Genomic DNA, 23,399 nt, shown 5'->3' on the forward strand with positions numbered 1-23,399 from the left:
GTCACTTGCTCCAGTCGATGTACAGGTCACGCGACACGTTGAATCCTTGAAGCTTCGCGTGACGGATTCCCGCAAAGACCGGCTTCCCGCATGCCGAGTGAATCGTCACCTGGTGCGTCTCGAGCGCTCTCACTTCTCCAATTGCCCCTATCGAGACCCTGCAGTTAGGGCAGCCGGGTTTCCTCGTCAGCGGAAGCTTCTGTGAAATGAGGCCGAAGGACGGTTCATCATCCTCTGGCGGACTGGCCCTCAGGGTCCGCAGGCGCTCAAGAATGCGCTGATAGCGCGGATTGGGCGGCGAGACTGCCGGGGCAACCCCGAAAACGGAACCGACCATCTGCTCCAGCTCTTCCTGCACCGTGAGGCTCGCGACGATTTGTGCAGCATGCGCGCGCAGTCGCTCACGTGCCTGCGCCGGAACAAACTCGAACGGGTCGTCCTTACGGGTCGTATTCGCGATAGCCGTATGCCAGTCCTCGAGGGTCAACTCTCGATTCGCGAATGACTGCATCATCTCCTTGAGCGCGCCGGTCGCGAGCCTCGGGGAGATGTCCAAGGCACAACATGCGAACGTGCAGAAAACCGAGAGCAATCGCTCCCGGTTGCCATCGTCGTAAGCATAACGGGTGTACTGCTCCAGCCACTCTCGAAGCCCATACGGGTCCGTCGCGACATAGACCGACCCTTCGGCGCTCTGGTCAGGTTCAGATGCTCCACCGGCCGCCATGATATCGACGTAGTCTTCCAAAACTTCGGCGGCGGCTTGCGCCACCACCGCCGATACGATGGGCGCGGTAGCATCTTTTTCGAGTGTCTTGGGGAGCTTTTCAAGCATGGCATCCCATGCCTTCTGCTCTTCCGGTTCTCCCGGTCTGTCCTTGCCGCTTTCCTTTTTCTGCGAATCGACAATGACAAGCTTGCTACGAGGGCCGCCTGCGAGCGCCGAATTCGACAGGATGCGTGCCGTCAGCTTTCTGAACGCGGCTGCCATGGCCTGTTCCGCGGTGATGGGAGGCACGCCAAGCTCCGGCTGGTCCTGGGCACTCCACTCGTTTGCGGCGCGCGGCTCGATGCGCTTCTGTCCGGAGGGCGGCACCTTGGCTGCTTCGCCCTTCTTCGGCCCAGATTTTGTCTCGTCGCCGAGCGTCGTCTTAGGCTCCGGCTTGCGGTGCAGAACGGCCGTCATCCAGTTCAGGATGGGCAGCAGGTCCCGGTCGTCGGGCCGGCCTCCCTGGCGTATGCGCCTGACGGCACGGGACAGCGCCTTTTCCTGCGGATTGGCGTCGAGCTCAACCTCTACGTTCAGCCACCCGGTCACGGTGAAGTCGCCTGCCTGAAGACGCAGACGCCGCGCTCCCTCTTCATCGGCGAGCGTCTGGGCAGGCGTGACAAACGAACCATCTTCTTCAATGAGCACAGCTTCGATAGGCCCACATTCCAGCTCGTCCTCACGCCACACTTCGAAGGTGGCCAGCCGCTCATCCGGACAAGGTGAAACCGTGCCCGTGATGGTGCCGTCGGACTGCCACTGGGCGTCGAGCGCAGCCGCGGCGTGGCCAAGTTCAGGCGACTTGAAGACGCACGCCTCGAACTTCGTGTTCGCGAGGTCGTCGCCTTCCAGCGCCTTCCAGTCGAATGGCGGCTTCTCAAGCTTGCGCACGAGCGAAAGTTCGACGTTCTCAAGACCAAAAAGACTCTGGAGCGTGGCATTGACCGAACCCGTCATCACCATGCATCCGGAGGGCGAACGCACCTCGAACACTTTTGCATGGGGAAATCGGCTCAGCGCCTTGGGGTCCAATAGCGCCGGCACCACGAAGCGCGTCCCCGCGGGGAGGCTATGATGGGGGGCGACCCGAATCACGTACTCGTTGCTCACGAGCTGCGCACCCAGCGAAATTTCCGGCACACCGCACAATCCGGCCAGTTGGCATACGGCCTCGCCCTTCGGGTCAAGGTACGGTCCGTATGCCGTCAATGTGGTCGCGGTAGGAAGGTGTTCAAGAACCAGTTCCGCAAACTGGTTGCCCGCGGGCCCGTTAAGGGTGTGGATGAGCCAGGCGGTTAGGCTCTGGCGGGCGGCAGCAGGTGCGGCGGCTGCGACCTCGCGCCCACGGCGCGCGTAGTACATTAGGCTCGCGGACGCCTTGGCGGACAGTCCCGGAGTCTGCGCAAACAGTTCAGCGAACGCCGCGAAGGCTTCGAACACCAGCGGGTGCTCAAGCGCATTCACGGAGTCGAGCACTTCGAGGTTGGAATTCTGTCCGCGCGTCGTCAGGTTCCCGCTACCGACCACAATGACGTCATCGCCGGAGCCGCGCTCAAGGTAGGCAATCTTCGGGTGGAAGAATCCGCCCGATGCCTGTCGGACTGGGATGACGCGATAGTAAGTCCCGGCATAGAGACTCGACGTCTCGTCCGTGGACTTGCATGCTTCACGAGAGTCGACGAGGAGGTCGACCTTATGGCAGCCAGAGACCCTAAGCAAGGGCAGGCAGAAGGACTCAAACCAGTTGGCGCTGAAGGTAAACGTCGTGAACATCGCGCGGCGCGGCCGCGCCTCGTCGATGATGGCCTGTAGTCTCGTCTGCATGCTCTTCCCCGATGGCCGCTTCGATGCGGCCTTTTTATCGCGCCACCGTGATTTTAGACTTCGGCAATCAAGGTGTCATCTCTTCCCGCTGCCTCTGAGTCATTAGGCTCTAGTCGATTTACCCCTTAAATTTCGGTACCGCCACCGACAAATTCAATTGGCAAGGAAGGGTTTGGATACCGACAACACGTTGCAGGCCTTCTAACAATGCGAAAACTGGCAGTCTCCGGGAAGAACGTCAAAGATGCAGCAAGTGTGCATCGCGTCGGGATGACCTGCGTTGCACCGCAAAGTCAACCGCGCGCATCGGGCATATATCCACGTACTCTCGCCCACCCTTTTCCCTGAAGCGCCTTGAGCAGGCTGTCGTTACCTGAATCGACAACGTCGCGGACACGCTGCCAACGCTTATAAACAGGCGTGTCGCGGACATTGTCGACAGGCGCGCTTCCGTAGTGTCCGGCTTTCACCGCAGTAATCGCTGACGCCACCGCAGCGACAACCACGTCGAGCGGGTCACGCCGAACCTTCCCTGCTATGGCCAACTTCTCGAGCGCAGCGTCGAGTTCATGAATCGTTGAAGCATAGATGTCGCAGCCGGTCTCGGAGACCTGTCTGCCTGCGTCTGTGAGCAATCGCAGCGCCTCTTCAAGGCGCCAACGCGGGTCACGTTCGCGCTCTTCTCGCGCGCGGCGCTCCTCCTCCGCCAACCGACGCGATTCCTCCGCAGCCTTCCGGGCCGGAAACACGACCTTGTTTTCAACATACGTAGTTTCCTCTGGCGAAAGCTTGGCAGCCAAGTCCCGAGGAATTTCGAGGGCGTTGGCGGGCAGACTGCCCACAAACTCCTGCGTGCTGTAACCGTATTCATTGCCATCGGCACCCTTGCGGACATATCGCGAGCGATAAAGCGAGAAGAGCTTGTTGCGTTTCTTTGCGTGCATTTCGTGTCTCCACGAGAGTAAGTGATGCACGGTATAGAGACGCGCGACGAACCGGTTGGTAACACCGAGTACGTCTAAAACGCATCCTGCGCGCATAGCGGTCCCGCCCGATGGATAACACCGCGTTTGGAAACGCGCGTCACCGGGATACGCGACGAGGAGACCCTTGGCATCGGTCCGTGCGTCAACTATGGAACGCCCGGCCCGACGGCACCGGACATTCGCTCATTGGTGGACAAGCGGAGGAACGGCGCGGCGTGCAGCCGCGGGCATCGATGGCGGAGATGCCGCGTATGCGGGTCACAGCGGCATTGGGTGCACGGTTATGGGAGAACAGCTGCTCGCGACCGGGACCGGCAAGGCGGGGCGAACCCCGCCGCCGGCCCAGCGCGTGCCGACAATGTGGGCACGTGCAAGCGCGACAGCGCGCAGCACGGTATCGGCGCGGGGTCCCCGCGCTGCGTCGATGAGTCAGTTGATTTCGCAGCGCGGGGCAGCCGGGAAGGTACGGCATGCCGAGAGAAGAGTTGGTGTCGCCGACCATGAAGGACGTCGGTCATTGAAAAAACGGTATGGGCGGCGGCGGGGTTCGCACCGGCGCAGCCGGTCGGAGAGAACAGTCGCTTTGACGGACGTCGCGACGGATACATCGGTGCTGCGCGCCCCAAGCGCGCAAGGCTGGTCGAGGGGAAGAGACAGTTGACCCCTGCCCTCGCCCGGCCGGGCGACGAATCTTTGATTCGACCAACATGAGCCGGCGCACATGGTGGGCAGCTTTATGGAGGGAGGTAGCGAAGCGTCTCTATAGGAAGGACCACCACCATGTGCGCGACGAAACGAGCGATGGGCCGGTGGCCTCGAGAACGCAAACTTCCCGGAGCAACATCAATGCGCCAATCCACCGCGACACCAAACATCACGACCGACGATACTGCCGTCGGCATCTCTGCGGCATCGCCGACAGCAACCACGGATTCTATCGCCGGCAGTACAGCGATACCGCCGCCGGTATCGCACGCGACTCATTCCAGCGACACCGGGGCATCGGTGCCCGCATCCATCGCCGCACATCTTGGCAACACCGAGACACGCGCGGAGGTATCCACGCACGACACCGCGAGCATACGCGTGCCACGCAAAATCGACCGCGGCCTCGTCGCTGTCATTCCGCCGAACCAACTCCGCCTCGCCATTCGCCTTCGCGCGCTATCGCTGGCGAATCGCTTCCGCGTGATTCGGACGATTGACGTCGCAATCGCGTGCTTTCCAGAGCGTCCGTTTAAGGCTGCGTTGACGGCTGCGCAGCGCGCCATGCGCGCAATGACAAAAGCGAAGCTGCTGCTTCGTTACCGCACAGACCGCTTCCAACATGTGTACGGCTTGACTGAGGCCGGCGCACAATGGCTCTATGACCACGGCATCGACGCCGCCGCGTCGGTGCGGCGAGTCGCCGACATGTCAAATCCGGAGCACTCGCTTTGGATGCATTTCATCACCGTCGCCTGCGAGGTACGAGGCTTGACTGCGCATACGGAATCGGAAGCGCTTCAGCATCTGAATCGCGACCGTGCGTCGGGCGCCTCCGTAAAACAGGGCTTCGTGTCGGTCCTTGCTCGCAACAGGAAGCGCATCCTGCGACCCGATGTGCTTTGCTACGAGCCCGACGGCGTCACATGGTACGAGATTGACCGCAGCAAACGTGGAGCGGACCGGGAGGCGTCGCTCGCCGCGTTGACGCATTGCGTCGGCGGCACGATTGCCACGGGCGAAGTCTTACGCCGCGTTGTCGTACATGCAAAAAATGAACGCATTCTCAAGCGGGGTTTGGCCATCCTGCGCGCGCAAGAAAGCGCGTCGAAAAGGCCGCACGCGCTGACTGACCGCACGTTTCGTGAAATCAATGAAGGCATGTTTGAGGTATGGGCTGAAATAGAGCAGCGTCTGCCGGATGGGCGCATCGGTATCGTCGAGCGCTGCGTCGGTCAAGTCATCATTCAGCTTTTGCCTACATGGCTCCCGAAAGTCAGACTGGATGCCAAAAACAAACAGCCTTTGAGCGGCTGGCTCGGAGAAAACTACCTGCCGTATCGGCGGCCAGAGGCTCTCGGACCGTGGCCACGCCCTGCTTCCCCGCTGCGCAATGCAACTACCGAGGCGACTTTGTAGCGCTCTCTATACGGGGCGATGGGACATCCATCGACAATCGATTGCGAAGGACATAGACATGCAAGCATTTGGAAATGTGGCGACGGCGCCGGCTCGGAAGGAAACCAAGTCGACAGGGAAAGGATATTTCGAGTTCCGGATGTGCGAAAGTCAACGCGGCACCGACACGGACCCGACGTGGTTCACGGTGCGCGTAATGAAGGACGTAGACCCGGGCTTGGCGAAAGGTGACTTCGTCAAGGTAACCGGCAAGCTAAAGGCAGACTTTTACGTCTCACGAGAAGGTAAGCCCACAGGAACGTTGTTGGTCATCGCGTTCGAGGCAGCGAAGATTGCCAAACCCACGGCCGCGCCGGTGGCTACGGCCGAAGCAGCGCAAGAAGCGTAGGCCACGGATTTGATTGCAGCCACCCTCGCGAGGGTGGCTTTTATCTTCGATAGTCGTCCGGTCAAGCAGCGCGCCAGCTTAGCTGTGCACAGGCTCCCCGGCCGGGGGCCGGGTCCATCGCTATCGCCGGGTTTGCGACTTGCCCCCTCTAAAGCGCCCTCAACTCAATCTAAAACGGCGGCTGCGCCAAATATAAACGTAGGGTCGCTATACGCCGGACACATGACGCAAGCCGGACGAACACAGGTGCGATGTCGCACGGCGACCGCGGGACATGTGATTACACTGAATCAAGGACATTACCGTGTATACCCAAGCCGCCGAGAAGCACTTCAATTTCGACCATTTAACGCATGTGACCCTCGCTACAGGTCACACCGGCGCCGCACACTCGGACTCCGTCTCGACTGAAGTGCGCGCGTACTTCGCTCCATTGATTGCCACGGCCCTCGCGAGCGGCGAGCCGGTCGCTGTTCCTCTAGTCGCGCCAAACGCCTTCATGACGATTTGCAAGGAAGATGGTGCGTACCGTACATGCCTCCTCGCCCGCGACGGTGGCGCACTTGTGCCGGTCGTCACATTCGGCATATCACTCGCGCCTCCCCAAGGCGCTCTTCTCTGGCAGAGACTGAACTCGGAGTTGCTTCTTGCGTCCGCGAATAGTGCGCGTCCGCCCAAATCACCGTGGATTGCAGTCCGTCTCGAACTTGCCGCCCTCCGTCACATCGGTGTCGTCGCCGCGGCAGGTGAGTTTGAACGCAGCATTGCGTGGACGCTAGCTACTCACATTGTCCAGACCCAGGCGCAATCCCCTCCCGCGAACGACCTTCACGCGACGGCGACCAGCGGACAGCCGATGGCCGAGCGCCCATCCGTTCCGGCGTCCGATGGCTGTGTCTTCGACTGTCAGAATGGCGGCGGTCCAACGCTCACTGTCTACTTTTCCTCGCCGTCGGACGAGGAAATCTGCGATATCCGGCGAGGAGAAGCCCGGTTCGCCATCGCGAAGCATCGTGACACAATTTTCATCCTCGCGAAGTTTGGCAAACTCGACTGGATGGACGCACCGTTTCACGCCGGCCTGTATCCGGCGGAATCGCGAGGTATGCCGGCGGAATGGCACCCGGGCGCTCGTCTCGGCCTCGCTGTGCGAATCGTCGACCGGAATACCGGTCTGCAACGCGGAGCACGCCTGCTGTCGCTCAGCCCGCACTTCTGGGACACCCTGGCGGCGCAGGTCAACCGGCAAGACGGGTTGCCGATTTCGAGGAGCGAATATGACGTGGCAATCAGCGTGGCGTACGGCGCCTATCCGACTCCCCGAGCGATGCTGAAACACGCTCTGGCGACATCAAAAGCGGGTGACTGATTGACCTGGCGGAGCCGCGGGGAGCCGCATGGCGCGGCTCCTGTGTTTTTTACCCGCTTCTCTGGCATGTTTTAGTTGCTGCCCCTTGTAGGCCGCCCCGTCCGGATACCGCTCCGGCCACTCCTTTGCCAGCAAATCCACAGCTTCCCGCATCCGCACCCGCAGCGCCGTTTCCTCGTCGCTCGCGCCCACGCTTCCCTCCCTCATTGTTTCCAAAACGGTCTGCGCGCAGGCAACCCGGTCTATAGCCCGGCGCAAGCGCACGAAGCCGGCGTCAGGTATCCCCGCGTCTCGAGCCGCAACTCCGACGTCGTTAGTGACGTCGATTATCCAATTACGCCGCAGAGAAATGGAATCAACAAAGGACACGCGCGGGCAAGAGTCAAATTTTTGACAAGGGGACCATCTCATAAAGTTTGGCAGACTCTGACCGTTAACCCGAGACGATAAGGCCAAGCAGTTATTTCCGTAAAAGCAGCCTATATCGCGGACGACCATCTGCCAGCGACACATGCAAAAAGCATAGGTCGCATTGTTCGTCGCCGACAGAATCTCGCCTTCATGCACGGCTGAGCGCAAACAGCCGCGATTGCAACATCGACCGATTATGAACGTACGTCCATCCAAGCAAATCAAAGCCACGGCGCCTGAAGCCGAACCTGTCGAGCCGATGGCCGAGCGCGGACCGCGAGCGGATACACCGCGCCGGGTTCGCGAGCAATACGAAATCCCTGAGGGCGTGATGTATTGCAAGCTGGAAGCAGTTGATGCCCGGTCCGACTACCGAGAAAACACGCAATGTGCGCGCCTGTTCGGAATCTCAAGAGGGCAGTTTGAGCGAAGCCTGAATCCAAACTTCGCCGATGCGAGCTTCGACGTCTATCTCCTTGACATCGAATGGTCCCTTTGGGAGCAGCTTGTCGTACGAGAGCTACGGTACGAAAAGCTTCGCTTCGCTGACGCCAGCCCCGAATGGCTCGAAGTCACGTACCGCGCAAACAGAGGTCTTGACAGCGGTGACGCCTACGCCTAATCACTTTGCCGCGTGCTTCCTCGCTCCAGAAAAGTTGGTTAGACGGGCGTTCCAAGAACGATTTGGCTGCGAAATTCTTCATCTCGACGACCGCGTTGCGTTCGCTATCGCAGGTAACGGCGCTCAGGACCTTCTACGGTCGAAAACCGGCTCGCTCGAGTTCCCGCGTGCAGTGGCAAACGCGCGGAAGTTTGGTCTTGGCAACCACTTCAAGTCGCTCGCTGAGGAGTTCGGCATGTCGCCGACCGCCATGGCGATTCGCATCCACGAACTCGACTTGGTTAACTACTGATGGCGTGCGGCCTAACAACACGTAGGCCGTTCGGCTTCACGCGTTCGCTCAAGCCAAATCGCCATGCTATGGTCACAATGGCATAGCCGCCTACAACACCTAATTTTCTTGTTGGACTACTGCATGGCATCGGTTTTCTTCTCCTACACGCACATCGACGAGTCGCTGCGCGACCAGCTCGAAATACACCTGTCGCTGATGAAGCGCGAGGGCCTGATTTCGGCATGGCACGACAGGCGCATCGTCGCGGGCGACAACCTCGACGACAGTATCGATGAGCAGCTCGAGAAGGCCGACATCATCTTGCTGCTGGTCAGCGCGAACTTCATCGCGTCCGAATACTGCTTTGCGACCGAGATGACGCGTGCCTTGGAACGGCATAAGGCCGGCGATGCGCGCGTCATCCCTGTCATCCTGCGAGCATGTGACTGGCACAGTGCCCCGTTCGGCAAACTGAATGCAGTCCCGACGGACGGTCGGCCAGTCACCTCTTGGGCCAACCAGGACGAGGCTTTTGCCGACATTGCGAAGTCGATTCGTAAAGCCGTGGCCGCGACAGCCTCGTCGGCCGCACCCAAGGTGGGCGCGGCATCGACAGCGAGAAGCTCACCCCCCCGGCCCGTAGCCGTCGAACCTTCCGTGGCCGCGCAGCTGCCGCGGTCGAGCAACCTTCGCGTCAAGCATGAGTTTTCGGACCTCGACAAGGACACGTTCGTTTCAGAGACGTTCGACTTCATCGCCCGCTTCTTCGAGGGTTCGCTCCAGGAGCTGGAGAAGCGGCACGGCCAGTTTCAAGGACGCTTTTCGCGCATCCATGCGCGCCGGTTCACCGCGAGCATCTATAAGGATGGAAAGAGCGTGTCGCAGTGTACCGTCACGCGCGGCGGGGCCTTCGGTGGACACAGCAATCGCGAGATAACCTACTCGAATCAGATTTCCTCGCACGCGAACAGCTACAACGAAGCGCTCGCGCTCACCGAAGATAGCCAGACGCTTTATCTGAAGCCGATGATGAGCATGGCACGAGGCGCTTCCGAGAAGCTGTCTGACACTGGGGCGGCTGAGTATCTGTGGTCGGCGCTTATCGAGCCGATACAACGGTGATTCACCGCGGCCGACCGCACAAATAGCGCGTCGGCCGCTGCTTCGAGACTGACGGCGGCGCAGATTCACCCACCTCCCGACGAAGTTCAGCAGCTCACGGAACAGCTCTTTGGCGCTACTTCTAGTGCTTCGCGAGATGCACCGGGTGACGTGCCGGGAGTGTGATGACAACAACGCTCTTGCACGCCGGGAAATATCCCTTTACGTCCGCGGTCGGCGTATAGCGCGCAGCTACAATACGTCTACAACTTGCGTGAATCGCCCTTGCTATCGCTCATGACCACTCTGACCACGAATTCGCATCTCGCCTTGATGTATGAACAGGCAAGCGCTTTCCTGCAACTTGACCAAGCGGCTCGCGCGCAGTCAGACTGGTTCAAAAGCCTTCGTGACGACAAAGACGTCCGCAGCTTCTTCAAAAAGAAGAAGGTGCTCGAGAAAGGCACAAGTTTGCAGGTCACGGTTATCTCACAGATTGCCCGTGCAATTGTCGACTGTATCGAAGAAGGCGAGCCTGACCTCGCACCAACTGGGGCTGAAGTGCGCGACATCATGAAGAGCGCTACAGACTTGGCAACCAAGCTGACAGCGGCGCCCGCTTCTTGGCTTACTCCGGATGCCCGAACACGCGGCTTCCAAGAGCCGCTGCGTAAGCTCCAGACCATGCCGTCGATTGTGCCGGTCCGGACTGCGGGCCGCTTGCCGATGACACAGCGTCGAACGCTCATTCTTCGGCTCGCCCACGCCATCTGCGAGGCTTGTGACGAAGTCCCTGTTCGACTCATCACCGCGGTTGTCGCGCGCGCGTGGGAAGAAACCTTAGAACGTCAAGTCTACGATGTGCTGACTGCCGCCGAACGCGTCAGCATCCGAGCGCTCGTCGAAGCAAAGCGCAGGAATCAAGCAGACAGCGAGAACACAGCACATCTGGCGATGAGCCGGGCAAGCATCTCGCGAAACCGGACTTCGCCGGCGCCCGACGCCCGAACCGACGCCCAGCGGCTGGCTCAGGCTCTCGACATCGTGGGTGGGTTCGCCGATGAGACCGCGGCCATCGTGCTTCAGGACGCGCTCAGCACCGCGGCCGCCGAACTTGGGATAGAGCCGGATTCGGCCGAGCAGTGAAAAACTGCGGAAATTGGTCCCGTTTTCCGGCCTATTTCCTCCGGATTTTTCGCGACTGAATCTGCTTGGTATTTCGGTAGCAGTGTTTCGAGCCGACTGGCGAACAATACGTCTTGTCATAACTCGCACTGCATCGAATGCAAAAACGCACCAAACCGCAGAACTTCCTGTCCTTCGACCATATCATCGCCAACTGGCCGGACAACACGGCCGAGCATCAGCGCTCCCGCCTGCTCGAGGCGATGCGGCTATTTGCAGGGGTTACGACGTTGGAGGCAATGCGCTTCCTCGACATCGTTGACCCCCGCGCGCGCGTGGTTGAACTCCGGAAAGAGGGTTACAGCATCATCACGTCGTGGGTCAGTCGGCCGTCCGAGTGCGGGCGCTTGCACAATGTCGGGCTCTACACGCTCGCATGCAACGAGAATGCCATCGAAGTCGGCATGAAGGGTAATTCCATGTCCAAGGCGGTCGGTAACCAGATGGTCCTTGCTCTTTGGCACTGACGGGCAAGCGCGGTGATGGAGGCCGATTTACTCAGCGGTTCATCATGCGCCTCGCAGACCATAGCCACCTTGATGACGGCCCTTGCATCAACAGCTCAGTGCGGCCGCTGCGTTGCGACCGCATCAGCTATGGCAAGCTCAATTAGCTGCTCGACCTCTCAGACTACAAGCAGCCAACGCTCTCGCAACACCCCCAGCGACTCCTAATGACTAGCGTATTGCACGTGAGGACCGATGAAGCGATGCTGCATGTAGGGCATTTGGGTGGGCGAAGGCGAGGCCACGTCCATCGTGGCGCTGCACCTAGTCGACCGCGGCGGTCTTTCTTGACGAGTTGCGCACCTAATCGTACGACCTCCTTAGCTCCGATGCATATCGCATTTTATTGAGGTAATCCTACGCCAATTGAACGGCTTCAATTAGCCAGAAATCTGGTATAACCGAGCGCATATGCGATTTACACGTTATCCAGCTTCGAATCCACAACAAGAACGTTTTCACGGGCTTAACGCAAGGTTGAGCTGCGACATCGAGAGGCCAAATCAGTGTGGCATGACAACGAAACTACCGTTGACTATCTAAATTTCGGCATCGTAGCGGATGCCTGCGCAAAGTTGCTCCAACAAGCTCGCGGCGAGCCGATTTCTGTTGGAATTTCCGGTGGATGGGGCGCCGGCAAGAGCTCGCTGGTAAAAATGGTCGGACAGCGTCTTGAAGGGCTCAACAAGCCCGACGAGAACAGCTACGTTTTTGTCACCTTCAATCCTTGGTTATATCAAGATTTCGACAGCGCCCGCAGCGCTCTTTTGCAGTTAGTTGGCGACAAGATTCTCGAAGAAGCCAGTAAACGGGAAGGGTTGCGCGACAAAGCGCTAAGGCTTCTCAAGCGTATAAACGTGCTCCGACTCGTACAACTGGGTGGTGAGGCCGCCGCAACATATCTCACTGGCGTTCCCGTTGGGATGATTGGCCAGGCCATGAAAAGATTTGGCTTGCTCGATAGCGAAAACGGTGAGGAAGGCGATAAAAAAGAAGACGATAAGAAGGACGATGGACTTATCAAAAAGGCGGAGCCGCTTTCGCTGCCGAACGAGATACATGAGTTTCGTGTAGCACTCGAAGCCTTGTTGGATGAGCTAAAAATCACGTTAGTTGTCTTCGTGGACGACCTAGACCGCTGCTTGCCCAAGACTGCCATTTCCACGCTCGAATCCATCCGGCTGCTGCTGTTCATTAAGCGCAGCGCATTCGTTATTGCGGCAGATAACGACTTCATCAAGGGGGCGGTCCGCATTCATTTTGCTGGCACGGAAATCAAGGACGAGGTCGCAACGAACTATTTCGACAAGCTGATTCAGGTTCCTCTGCATGTTCCGCGACTCGGCGTGAATGAAGCAAAAGCATACATCGCGCTCTTACTTCTGCAGAGAGCATGTCAGGACGACAAGTTCTCGGTAGATAAATTTTCAGATGCCCAAGTAGCAACCTCGAAACGGCTAAGAGAAGCATGGCGTGGGGATTCCGTCACTCTTGAATTTCTGGAGGCACAGGCCGCTGGAGACGAAAACATAATCGAACTGATGCGTCTCGCGGACGGGTTAGCACCTTTGCTTACCAGGTCTGTTGCAGTCGACGGAAACCCTCGTCTGATGAAGCGGTTTCTCAACACCGTTTTCCTGCGCTCCAGCCTGGCTGAGCCGCAAGGCATCAAGCTTGACCTTCAGGCTCTCGCAAAATGGCACCTCGTGGAACGTTGTGCTCCAACACTTGCGTCGGCACTCGCGAACCTTGTAACGTCCGAGCACGATGGGCGCGTTGAGAAATTGCGGCTTGCGGAAGAAGCGAGTGCTGACGGCAAGCCGTTGGAAGAGCCCTTTAACACCAGCGAGCCTTTCGTGTCCCAATGGCTCGGGCTTGCTCCTCCCTTAGGCGAGGTAGACCTCCGCCCTCTTCTCCACCTCAGTCGCGATACAGCAACCCGCGACTTCGGTGTGGACGATTTGACAGCGGGAGGACGCGAGCTGCGTGATGCTCTCGTCGAAGCCAAAACGCGGAGCCCGCAACTTGCCGCGGTAATTACCGGGGCGGGTGAAGTACAGGCGGGATTGGCGATGGCGCGTGCGTGGGTGCTCAAGGCCTCGAAGCGTACTTGGAAGAAAGCAGAGGACGTATTGATGCTCATCGAGACTTGCAAAGTCTTCCCCCAGCATTCTGCAAGGGCGAAGGAGTTACTACTCACCGCTCCCGTCGGGCAAATCGGCGCCGGCATTATTCCAGAACTGCAAGCGCAACCTTGGGCGAAGGAAGTGCTAGATATGTGGTCAGCAGACGACGCCCTCGACCAAAAGGTGAAGCGTGCAATTGAACCCATGGATAAAAGGAAAACCTAATGGGGACCTCAACTTCGAGTAAGGGCGGCGGACCCCGCTCACCATTTGACCCAGAATGGCTCGAGGGACCCGCCGCAGTCGGGGGTGGCGGGGACATCGGTGGCGGAGATGGCGACGAAGGCGGAGATGGTGGAGACGGTGCTGATGAAGGAGACATTGGCGGGGACAACAATGGTCAGCCAGTAGGCCAAGGCGCGGATGTGCCCGGAGACCAGCAGCCGCCCATTCTCAATCCGGCAAGACGTCTTGCTGGCGCCCGTGCCGCTTTAGCAGGAGCTTTGCGCGGCGGCGGTTCGGACCAAATCAGGTCCGCTGCGAGGCGCATGGTTGGACGTGGGATGGGTGGCCCAGCCCGCGCGGCACGAACCATGCGTGCAACTGCGCAGGGTGCGGGTGCGTTGGGGCAATTTCTTACCCAAGCACGTGATGGGACAAATCCACACGTTGTAGATTGGGTCGCGCGCGTTCGCGCCGCGAATCTGTCCGCCAACGACCTCATCTTGGAAATTGTGCGTGAGGTCATGCCGAACTCTGGAAGCGTTGATGAAGAGTCAGTTCGCAACGCAGCGACAGAAACGCTCTCACTGCTGTATGAGACCTCCCCCGACGTCGACGTTTTTGGTCTAACTGACCAACAAATCGCTGATGTCATCGGCTTCACAGTCGCGTACGACATCTGCAACCGAATGGACTTGCTGCTCGGACAAACCTACGAAAAGTTGAAGTACACGCCCCAGCAAGTACAAGCGTGTCGTAATGATGTCCGTGAGTACGTTCATGGGCTTGTTCGAGTAGAACTCGACAAACTCGGGCCTCGCCCTGTAGACACACACGGCCTCGCGCGCGATGTCCTGTCGAAAACTCTGGAGGTATTCGGGGAATGAAGATTTTATGTACCAGCCCGGATAGCCTACCGGCAAACCTCGGACCTGACGAACAAGCCTTCTCGTTCTTCCGTTCGAGTAGGCGCGCAGGGGTCGGAAACATCGCGATTGGCTGGAAGCGACTGTTGAAACGCACAGGCTTTGCTCCAGATGCTGCGACGTGGGATTTTGTTCAACTCTGTCTCGCTGTTTGTGCCGCGGACTTAGCTTGCCCTCGAGCGACCAGCGCAGATGGTTGGACTCGAGTCATCGACCTCACGGTCGGCCTGCACGAGCCAGTGCGATGGATAGGCTTTGAAGAGCACGTAGAAAAGATGCTCAAGCTGCTGACAGGCGACTACTGGAAACTCCACTTCGTCGTGGGCGGTGAAGCACCGCCTGCAGGCAAGGTCGAAGCCGCGCCACACGACTGCGTATGTCTTCTCTCGGGCGGTCTAGATAGCTTGGTCGGTGGCATCGACCTTGTGTCGCAGGGTCGCCGGCCCGTGTTCGTTTCGCAACTCGCTCACGACGACTCTGCCAAGCAAATAGAGTACGCTCGACAGCTAGGCGGTCCCAATGCACATTGGCAATGGAGTCATGGCATCAATTTTCCGGGACAACGCGAACCTTCGACGCGAGCTCGGTCGCTTGCCTTTTATGCTTTCGCCGTATTGGCTGCGTCTCGAGTGGGTGGAGAACAAGTTCAGGTGTTCGTGCCAGAGAACGGCTTCATCTGTATCAACCCTCCCCTTGTACCAGGTCGCGTATCAAGCTTAAGCACGAAAACGACGCATCCTCAATTTATCTCGATGATGCAAGAGCTGCTGAACGGGATGGGCCTCAGCATCGTACTTGATTTGCCCTATCGATTCAAAACGAAGGGCGACATGCTCCGAGAGTGCCTCAATCAGGAGCTGCTGGAGAAATTCGCAAGCGGCACGACAAGTTGCGGACGATTTCGAACATACAATCGACGTCACTGCGGGCGATGCGTTCCATGCATGATTCGGAAGGGTGCCTTTCATGCGTGGGGCGCTGGGCGGGATAGAACGGACTACAAACACGAGTCACTTCTGGTAGCGGAGAAATCTAGCGGCCCGGACGACGCTATGGCCGCAGCCCTTGCGGTCCTAACCGTGCAGGAGCGAGGACTCGAGAGATTCCTCGGAGCGACCCTCGCTTTTGCTCCAACGGCATACCGAGAGTCGTATCGGGAGACTATGAGCCGCGGCCTTGCGGAAGTCGAGGCAATTCTCCGTCGGGACGGCGTGCTCTAATGGATTTCCACTGTCACCTAGACCTCTATCCGGGCGCGAGGACCGTTTCCGAAGAGGCGTCACGTCGAAACCAGTTCACCTGGCTCGTGACGACAAGCCCTCGCGCCTTCGAAGCCACGTCGAAGGTACTTGGCCACGTTCCGCGTGTGCTTATCACCCCAGGATTGCATCCAGAACTGGTCGAGCAGCGCGCAGGAGAGCTTCCTCAACTGCTGAAGCAGATGGAGCAAGCGATTGCAGTCGGAGAAGTGGGAATGGATGGCTCGTATCGCTTCAAATCGAGCTTACCGATACAAAGAAAGGTGTTCGAGGCAGTAGTAAGTCGCAGCAGAGAGCTCGGCGGCAGGGCCCTCAGCATCCACTCCAGAGGTGCTGTAAAGGAGGTGTTGCCCATCCTCTTAAAAAATCCCAGATTCGGTACAGCCGTTCTTCATTGGTTCAGTGGGACCTTGGCCGAGGTGGAAATCGCCCATAAAATGGGCTGCTGGTTCAGCTTGGGCCCCGCTGCATTTGCGAGCGCAGCTGGTCGCGCACTTGCAACGAAGCTTCCCCGAGACAGAGTCGTTCCCGAGAGCGATGGGCCATTCGCTACCGAAGGTGGCGCCCCGATTCAACCATGGAGCATGGCGCGGACTGCAGAGCTGCTTGCCGTGAGTTGGGGCTGCTCTGAATCCGAGGCGGTGCAGACTCTAACTCATAACAGCGGGCGTTTGCTCACGGTGATGGGATGGCCGGGCTCTCCGTGAACGCCGGTTGTCGGCTCGTAGGACTCTGCACGGACCGGACCGGTGCTTACATGCAGCTGCCCCTTCCGCAGTGCATCGCGTCCCCACACGGTCGGGGCCTCGTCGCTCACAGACAGTCCGCCAAAATATTTTTTCTGGCAAATCTCCTCGGCTCGCGGCCAGATTTTCGAGCGCGGCCTCCATGCAAATCATCACCCCTCTCCCGCCGTATACATACTGCTGCCAGCTTCGCGGTGCAGCCGCGCGACTGGTCGAACATCAACGGCAGCGGTCGCGGGACAACCGGTACTGTGGGATAGCCTTGAGACACCGGACAGGGTGGCAAAGTTAGCGCCCTGAGGCGAACGGCTGACGGGCGACGCTGGCTCCGCGGGGCATCTAACGATGCTTGGAACGTGTCTGAAGGCCTCGCTCAGGATAAGGCGGGGCTCAACTTCACCAAGGGGCATTCACAAAAACAAAGGATGTTTGCTAGAGGGAAATGCGTTGCAGAATGCCGCTGGGTCCTTGCATGAAACGATGCTTACCAGGCGCGTTATCTTATTTCAATGCACAACGGCACGACCGTCCAGTGCGATGGTGAAAGTCGCCACGAGCAAGCTGTACAAAGGCAGGCCCCGCCGGCCCAGTAAAGCGCGCCAATCACTCCCCAGTAGAGCCGAAGACGATGTCGGCTCTACTGGTGCACATCACCCTTCTTAAACAGTCGCTGCAGCTTCAGAGCCGGCGTTCGCCTCCGGAGCGGCCGCAGTCGCGCTCTTGCGCGGCGCTGTTTTCGCCGACGCTTTCTTTGCCGACACCTTTGCGCTCGCCGGCTTCTTGGCAGCAGTTTTCTTCGCCGTCGGGGCTTTCTTGGCAGCAGCCTTTTGGACCGGCTTTTTGCCCGCCGCGGCCGCGCCCTCAATCAAAAATTTGCTGCGGTCCTTGACGTTAGCAAGCCAAGCCGGCGGGCGTGCACGCCCACTCCACGTCGCGCCGGTCTTGGGGTCGCGATAGAGCGCCGGCTGCGGGCCCCTGACATAGTTTCCAGCCTTCGCTGATTTTTTTGCAGCAGGAGCGGACGACGTTGCGTTACCTGCAACCAAGAACTTCGAGCGGTCCTTAGCGCTGGCAATCCAGCCCGGCGCGCGGCCGTGTCCTGACCAAGTCGCGCCCGTCTTCGGGTCACGGTACTTTGCCGCGGAAGCAGACGACTTGGCTGCGGCCTTAGCGCTGGGCTTGGGCCCGCGTTTTCTTCCGCCAGTGTGCGCGTCAATGTCGGCAGTCGTTAGACCGTGTTCTGCCATCAAGCTCTTAATCTTCTCGATAACAGCACTCGACTTTCTCGCGCGGAGCGCATCGGCTTGCGCCTGCAGTCGCTGGATTTTTGCTTGCAAGGATTCTAAGGTCGCCATTCGCGCCTCCGCAGTTAAGATGCCCAACTATGCCATGCGGATGACCGCGCGGGCTAGTTAAACGCGGGGCTATCATGTGAGCGCTTCGGGCCTTTCGCTACCGCTGCATTTAGTGCGAGCGCCTTCGCGGTGATTGCTCATGGCGAAAAGGTGCCGCCAGCGTACAAAACTATCGATTGAGCCTAGAGCGTCAGCCGCCTGCCTCAAGTGTTCGCCTCAGTTGCCGATACCGCTAGGCGGGCAATAGAACTCGGGGGCAAGAGGGCGCAAAAGTAACGCGGACATTGGTCCCACGCTTGACTGGGAACTCGCACCTTACAGATGGACACCGCGAGACAATGCGCCTGCACATGTCTTGGAAGGCGTGTAGCGAGGTGGAACCTCAATGTGCTGGCGCCAATCAGACACTTAGCGAGCCCATGGTCTGCGACGCCACAAGCGTTGGAAGCGGCTGACATTTGCACTGGCACAAATCGTTCTCAAGCGCGACCTGTTTGCCCATAACGTTGATGGTGTGAGGCGAGCCATCGCTGATGATGATGCCTTCGAAGTTGCACGTGTGGCACATCACAGGCGCCCCAAGATAAGCCAACGGCCGGCCGTCGAACGAGGAACCTATGATGCCGTCCAGCACCACGCCGTTGCGGTCCGTCGTGTCGTCTTTAAGAATGAATCTGCGGCTCATGGTAAGACATTCTCCTTTCGCTCGATGCATTCCGATGAATGCGAACATCAGATGACCTCAATGCCGCTTCGGTGATGTCGCGATGCCGTGACTACGAATTGGCTGTTTGCCGGTGCACCAAATCTAGCTACCGCTCTGCACCGATTTGCGAAGCGCCTTCGCCGTCTCGATATCCTGCTTTTCCAGCGCACGCAGTCCCGTTACGACGGCGTTGTCGGGGCCAAGATTGCTCTCAAGCAAACCTACAGACATTACGTGCGTGGCGCAGTCATGCAACCTTGCCTTGAGCGTGCTCTCATCCAGCGTGTCTTTGCCATCATCGGTCTTCGCGTCCGACCATACCTCACCTGACGACCAGGAACCACTTGTCCCATCCTGCTGGATGCGGGCGTGAATAGCGTACTGGCCCGGCTTGAGTCCGATACGCGCGGTCCAGGGGTGGTCAGCGTCCGGGAACTTGATGGCACACTCCTGCACGGCCGCATCACTGCTTTCGAGTTGGACCCACTGGGCGTCATGCGGAGCCTCCGTCTTCGCGAGCGTAGCGGCCGCGCGAGCGAGTGGGCTGTCTGATGCGCTGTGGCAGGCTGTGAGAATAATCAGCGCTGTGGTGCAGAGGAGAAGACCGCATTTCTTTTGCATCGGATATATGGTGACAAGTTGAATGGGGACGTGCCTGCGAGCGTGCAAATTCGAGCCCTGAAGAACGTGACGTTACGACACGGGCTGACGAGCTGACCACTGCCACGACGCAGGCCCTCGCAGTTCACCTAGGCGATTCGGGGCAAGACAGCAGCAGTGCGTTCAGACAGCAAAGGAAGCCCGCAACCCTACGCTTGAGCCATTGCGGTCGACGCTGAGTTGCCGCAGGCGGCCTCTACTTCGGTCGGCCATACCGGCTCACGGCTCGTCAGTTGTGCGATGTAGTGCAGTATCGACAGCACAAATATCGGCCCCGAAAGCAGTATGGTGAGACCTCTCATGGCACCGCCAACGCTGCCGACAGCTCCGATGCCGTAAAACCAGACGCTCATTGAGGCGCGCAGCGACGGGCCTCGCGGCAGATACTGCTCGACCTTCGGTAGCGCCGGGCCCTGTTCCATGTACCGCCGGATGAACTCGAAGTTGGCCTGAACCTGATAGAGAACCTGTTTGCCCATTGGAGTGGACTCGTCTGCGCCGTTGACCGTACGGGCACCGAAGCTGAACGTGTTCACGATTTTCTTTCCTGCATCGTCGAGCACAAAGCAGCGCATCAGGGTAGGTGCTCCCCCGGCAAGCCCGTTGGAAGGCAGCCGATGCGGATAGAAAAACGCCTTGTCCCAAGGTACCGCGATTACTCCGCCCGGCCCGTTGTGCCGGAAGGCATACACCATGCGCGTCTGGCGGTTGAAGCGCACAGCCTTGTGCCTGTAGTTGAAGCAGTCGCGGAGCAGTATCACGACGGTGAGCGCGCAGCACAACACCGTAATCGCGACGAAAATCCACATGGTGGCACTGAACATCCCCTGTTCACCGTTCCTGACCATTGCCGGCGTATCGACAATCGCACTCTGAGCGGCTTCCACAGTAAGGAAAGCAAATGCCGGGAAACAAAGCAGGAAGGCAAGAAGGCCCCAGCCCACCTGCGAGTAAGAAGCGTCGCAGACTTCGAGATAAATATCGTTCATCTCGAACGCGGTGTAAGCGTCGGCGGCGTCATCGACGACTGGCTTGTGAACATCAATCCGCCGTGCGGCTTCTTCTTCGGTTAGTGGACGGTTGATTGGAATCTTTGTCAGATAATCGTACGCCATGGTGTCTCGCTTATGATGCGCGGCCGAGACGCGCAGCGTCAGAAGCGAAGCGTCGAGAGCGCAACCAGAATATTGTCACGTTCTCTTGACCAGATGCCAGGTCACCCAATGCACTTTCTTCTCACCCAGGCTATCTGTGACCATCAGGTCCGGCATCACTGCTCCTGCGGCTATGTGAATAGACGAATCGTCGAATTTTTCTGCACGCCACACTCCCGAAACTGGACAGATGTCTCCCGTCTTGACATCTGGAACATCAACCAGCTCGGCGGTCGATTCTTCGGGCTCCGCGTCCAGAAAATATTGTGACTCGTCCGGAATTACCCCGTCCTTATATCGTGTGTCTTCCCACAAAAGGCGCCAGGCGGTGCCCTCCACTGTGGCTCGGGAAGTGGCCGCATCGAAGCCTTTCAGATTTGGGGCAGTCGTCTTCGCAACGAGATAGTTGAAGCAGCCATTGTTTGAGAATGTTTTGGCACCCATGGGAAGAACTCCAAGCATTTTGCTCTGCTCGACGATAACCGGCTCCCAGATGCCGTCACAAGGTACCTCTTGGCCAGAAAAGATAATCGGGCCGGGTGCCTTCGGCAATTCGGGGAGCGTTTCCGGAAAGTTCGGGTAGCTCAACTCATAAAACTGGTATTTATATCTGTCGACATCGAGGAGGAGCGTCGGGGAACGCAGTTGGGCAAGATTGTCATTGACCTGAGCGACTTCCAGTGGAGCATGCTCCATCTGAAACTCAGAAGCGCGCATCAATTTTGCGAGCACGTCGACTTTGGCAGGATAGGGTGCTACCTGCGCGCCTCGGTCCCAGCAAGCCCAGTCGGGGTAGAAGTATTTGGTTAGATGGTCATATCTGTCCAATGCACGATTGAATGCTTCACCATCTCGCCAGACGAACCGGTATCCCCGGGCAAGCTCAATCAAACCCTTGTCATACAGACCCAGGATTTCGTAAATCGTAGTCAGGTTGTCCGCTGGCATCTGCTCTGGCTGCGTCGCGGGCCAAGTCTTCACTGCGGTTTCGTACGCCGTCGTGAACGCGGCAAAGGCCTCACGCTTTGCGTGCCAAAGGGTGAAGCTTGTTAGCCTCTGCAGCAACCAGAAGACTTTGCGCCGCGTGAGGTCATCCTGCATGTCGTACTGATTCATCGTTTCCATCGCCAATTCGTGTGAGGTCAGTGTCCACCAGCACAGGCACTGGGCCACTCCAGACCGTTACTTTTTCTGCACTTCTTCGTCACCAAGTTGCCGCGTCCTGGCTGCGTTGTCGACACTTTCTTCAACCTTGCTGTATCCATGTACTTTCTCGACGTCTTCCCAATTTGTTTTGAAGAAGTCTACGCGGATACCTTCAATCACTTTCGATAGGCGTACGTCCTTGTTCGCCTCTTTGAGTTCCTCTCCTATCCTCGTTATCTCTTTTGCTAATTCACCGAAGTTAGCGACGAGCTGTTCTCCTCCACCTTCCAGATACTGTATAGGCTCCTTCGTGCCATATTGCTCCGCAATCTTGCCTTGCCACGCCTTGACGTTGGGCATGAGCTCCGCAAAGTTTTCGGGCAGATGCATAACCACCATAAAACCATTCCCGTTCCACGTGTCGAGGACGGCCGAACGCGTTCGCCATTCTTCCGCACTTTTTGGGGCGTTACCGACACCCCAATAGGCGATATCGCGCCCGCCCGCTGAACTTCCCTTCTCGTACGTAGCCAGGTCCGATTTCCTACCGAATGCGCGATACAGCGTTTTACCAGCCAGTTGCTCGGCCTTGACGGCGGAGATTTCTCCGTGAAACGCCCCTACATCGAGATACACCTCGTCTTTGCCGAAAACCGGCATCGTTCCTTTCTTTCCGAGAATATTCGGCCAACCCTCCTGTATCTTGGGCTCGTACATGGCCTTCACTCTCGCTTCCGCTTCGGTACCATCGGCGGCACAATCGGCAGAACAATATTTCCCTTTCCGAATCTCACGCGCGAGTTTCCTTTCCTGAAGATAGGCCTCCGCTTCCCGCTTGACCTTCGGCATACCTCCGGTTGCGATTTCGTGAATTTCGCCCTTGTAAACTGCATTCTGAAGAACCTTCAGCTTGGCGTTCAGCTCTGTCAGAGCATGCGGGACCATCTTGTCGGCAAGCTCGGGCAAAGCCCGAAATCCGCTCGAAATGCCTTCCAATTGTAGCCGCCATTCGCTGGGCAGCAGCTTACCTACCTGTGCATCGAGGGTTTTCTGAATGGCACGTTGGATGGTTGCGCAAAAGTTCTTGAGCTTCGAAATGATTTCCGATTGATACTTGATGACATCAAGTTCCTTCAGCCATTTCGGCGCGTCACCATGTCCCATCCGGTTGAGAAAATCGATAACCTCGCGGAGCAGCTTCTCATCCTTGGCGGCATCTCCGGCGACGCGCAATGCCAGCCGCCCCACGCCTTTGATAACACCACCCACTACTGGGATGAGAGCGAACGCCAGAATCACGAGAAGGACCCACTCCATCGCCTGCTGCCGCTTTCTCGGGTCCGCACTCATCCCAATACTGACCGCTAGCAAGTCACGGACGGCGGTAACGTCGCCCAATAGAGGAATCATGCCGATAGCCGCATCGGTGATGACCTGGCTGATAGTCTGCTTCTCGTTGAACGCTCCCTGCATCGTCCCCCAGCACCATTGACCGACCTCCATCGAGGTCGCCTTGAAGTCTTCTATGCTCCAGCTCACT

Annotated in this window: 21 protein-coding genes; 12 read left to right on the forward strand and 9 right to left on the reverse strand. The window is 58.5% G+C overall.

Annotated elements, in window-relative coordinates:
* Position 1: 1 nt before the first annotated feature.
* Both AB6809_RS11095 and AB6809_RS11100 read right to left on the reverse strand, forming a co-directional pair.
* On the reverse strand, positions 2 to 2,593 hold the full coding sequence (locus tag AB6809_RS11095; protein WP_244814173.1) for a hypothetical protein: 2,592 nt from the start codon (positions 2,591 to 2,593) through the stop codon (positions 2 to 4).
* Positions 2,594 to 2,886: 293 nt separating this feature from the next.
* Positions 2,887 to 3,537: a hypothetical protein gene (locus AB6809_RS11100; protein ID WP_371026637.1), complete on the reverse strand. Its 651-nt coding sequence runs from the start codon at positions 3,535 to 3,537 to the stop codon at positions 2,887 to 2,889.
* A gap of 888 nt (positions 3,538 to 4,425) precedes the next feature.
* On the opposite strand from AB6809_RS11100, the gene AB6809_RS11105 reads away from it, so the two are divergent.
* The 9 genes from AB6809_RS11105 to AB6809_RS11145 all read left to right on the forward strand — a co-directional run bounded on the left by AB6809_RS11105 (position 4,426) and on the right by AB6809_RS11145 (position 13,910).
* Entirely contained in the window at positions 4,426 to 5,703 is a 1,278-nt protein-coding gene (locus AB6809_RS11105) for a hypothetical protein (RefSeq protein WP_371026638.1), read from the forward strand.
* 58 nt (positions 5,704 to 5,761) lie between these two features.
* The gene (locus AB6809_RS11110) at positions 5,762 to 6,091 is read left to right on the forward strand and encodes a single-stranded DNA-binding protein (RefSeq protein WP_029972175.1); all 330 of its coding nucleotides are present in this window, start codon (positions 5,762 to 5,764) and stop codon (positions 6,089 to 6,091) included.
* Positions 6,092 to 6,395: 304 nt separating this feature from the next.
* The gene (locus AB6809_RS11115; RefSeq protein WP_029972174.1) at positions 6,396 to 7,460 is read left to right on the forward strand and encodes a hypothetical protein; all 1,065 of its coding nucleotides are present in this window, start codon (positions 6,396 to 6,398) and stop codon (positions 7,458 to 7,460) included.
* 607 nt (positions 7,461 to 8,067) lie between these two features.
* Complete coding sequence (locus AB6809_RS11120; RefSeq protein ID WP_244814177.1) at positions 8,068 to 8,493, forward strand: hypothetical protein; 426 nt, start codon at positions 8,068 to 8,070, stop codon at positions 8,491 to 8,493.
* Positions 8,468 to 8,785, forward strand: coding sequence for an ImmA/IrrE family metallo-endopeptidase (locus tag AB6809_RS11125; RefSeq protein WP_244814178.1), 318 nt, complete (start codon positions 8,468 to 8,470; stop codon positions 8,783 to 8,785). Before AB6809_RS11120 ends, AB6809_RS11125 begins: the two co-directional genes overlap by 26 nt.
* A 123-nt stretch (positions 8,786 to 8,908) precedes the next feature.
* Positions 8,909 to 9,889: a toll/interleukin-1 receptor domain-containing protein gene (locus tag AB6809_RS11130; protein ID WP_244814179.1), complete on the forward strand. Its 981-nt coding sequence runs from the start codon at positions 8,909 to 8,911 to the stop codon at positions 9,887 to 9,889.
* 276 nt (positions 9,890 to 10,165) lie between these two features.
* Positions 10,166 to 11,014, forward strand: coding sequence for a hypothetical protein (locus AB6809_RS11135; RefSeq protein ID WP_244814180.1), 849 nt, complete (start codon positions 10,166 to 10,168; stop codon positions 11,012 to 11,014).
* Positions 11,015 to 11,151: 137 nt separating this feature from the next.
* Positions 11,152 to 11,520, forward strand: coding sequence for a helix-turn-helix domain-containing protein (locus AB6809_RS11140; protein ID WP_029972166.1), 369 nt, complete (start codon positions 11,152 to 11,154; stop codon positions 11,518 to 11,520).
* 545 nt (positions 11,521 to 12,065) lie between these two features.
* Positions 12,066 to 13,910 (forward strand): P-loop NTPase fold protein, encoded by a 1,845-nt coding sequence (locus AB6809_RS11145; RefSeq protein WP_371026639.1) that lies wholly within the window; start codon positions 12,066 to 12,068, stop codon positions 13,908 to 13,910.
* A 38-nt stretch (positions 13,911 to 13,948) separates the two neighbouring features.
* Here the strand turns inward: AB6809_RS11145 and AB6809_RS11150 are convergent, their stop codons facing one another.
* Positions 13,949 to 14,101, reverse strand: coding sequence for a hypothetical protein (locus AB6809_RS11150; RefSeq protein ID WP_244814182.1), 153 nt, complete (start codon positions 14,099 to 14,101; stop codon positions 13,949 to 13,951).
* 177 nt (positions 14,102 to 14,278) lie between these two features.
* Between AB6809_RS11150 and AB6809_RS11155 the strand changes: the two genes are divergently transcribed.
* From AB6809_RS11155 to qatD, 3 genes are read left to right on the forward strand one after another with little or no spacing between them, the layout of a single operon-like run.
* A complete protein-coding gene (locus tag AB6809_RS11155; RefSeq protein ID WP_233386162.1) occupies positions 14,279 to 14,794 on the forward strand; it encodes a hypothetical protein in 516 nt (171 codons plus the stop codon).
* Positions 14,791 to 16,053 carry a Qat anti-phage system QueC-like protein QatC gene (qatC, locus tag AB6809_RS11160; RefSeq protein ID WP_029972163.1) on the forward strand — a complete coding sequence of 421 codons (1,263 nt, stop codon included), beginning with the start codon at positions 14,791 to 14,793 and terminating at the stop codon, positions 16,051 to 16,053. The genes AB6809_RS11155 and qatC overlap by 4 nt, the downstream gene beginning before the upstream one ends.
* Positions 16,053 to 16,799 carry a Qat anti-phage system TatD family nuclease QatD gene (qatD, locus tag AB6809_RS11165; protein ID WP_029972162.1) on the forward strand — a complete coding sequence of 249 codons (747 nt, stop codon included), beginning with the start codon at positions 16,053 to 16,055 and terminating at the stop codon, positions 16,797 to 16,799. The genes qatC and qatD overlap by 1 nt, the downstream gene beginning before the upstream one ends.
* A gap of 698 nt (positions 16,800 to 17,497) precedes the next feature.
* On the opposite strand, the gene AB6809_RS11170 is transcribed toward qatD, so the two are convergent.
* From AB6809_RS11170 to AB6809_RS11195, 6 genes are all read right to left on the reverse strand, one after another.
* Positions 17,498 to 18,193 carry an H-NS family nucleoid-associated regulatory protein gene (locus tag AB6809_RS11170; protein ID WP_371026640.1) on the reverse strand — a complete coding sequence of 232 codons (696 nt, stop codon included), beginning with the start codon at positions 18,191 to 18,193 and terminating at the stop codon, positions 17,498 to 17,500.
* Between the two features lie 400 nt (positions 18,194 to 18,593).
* Complete coding sequence (locus AB6809_RS11175; RefSeq protein WP_371026641.1) at positions 18,594 to 18,878, reverse strand: PAAR domain-containing protein; 285 nt, start codon at positions 18,876 to 18,878, stop codon at positions 18,594 to 18,596.
* A 123-nt stretch (positions 18,879 to 19,001) separates the two neighbouring features.
* On the reverse strand, positions 19,002 to 19,520 hold the full coding sequence (locus tag AB6809_RS11180) for a hypothetical protein (protein ID WP_371026642.1): 519 nt from the start codon (positions 19,518 to 19,520) through the stop codon (positions 19,002 to 19,004).
* 188 nt (positions 19,521 to 19,708) lie between these two features.
* Positions 19,709 to 20,674 carry a DUF6708 domain-containing protein gene (locus tag AB6809_RS11185; RefSeq protein ID WP_371026643.1) on the reverse strand — a complete coding sequence of 322 codons (966 nt, stop codon included), beginning with the start codon at positions 20,672 to 20,674 and terminating at the stop codon, positions 19,709 to 19,711.
* A 75-nt stretch (positions 20,675 to 20,749) separates the two neighbouring features.
* A complete protein-coding gene (locus tag AB6809_RS11190) occupies positions 20,750 to 21,838 on the reverse strand; it encodes an Imm72 family immunity protein (RefSeq protein ID WP_371026644.1) in 1,089 nt (362 codons plus the stop codon).
* A 57-nt stretch (positions 21,839 to 21,895) separates the two neighbouring features.
* Entirely contained in the window at positions 21,896 to 23,398 is a 1,503-nt protein-coding gene (locus AB6809_RS11195) for a hypothetical protein (RefSeq protein ID WP_371026645.1), read from the reverse strand.
* Position 23,399: the final 1 nt, after the last annotated feature.

Origin of the sequence: Paraburkholderia sp. RCC_158, from assembly GCF_041355255.1 — a bacterium.
Classification (GTDB): domain Bacteria; phylum Pseudomonadota; class Gammaproteobacteria; order Burkholderiales; family Burkholderiaceae; genus Paraburkholderia; species Paraburkholderia graminis.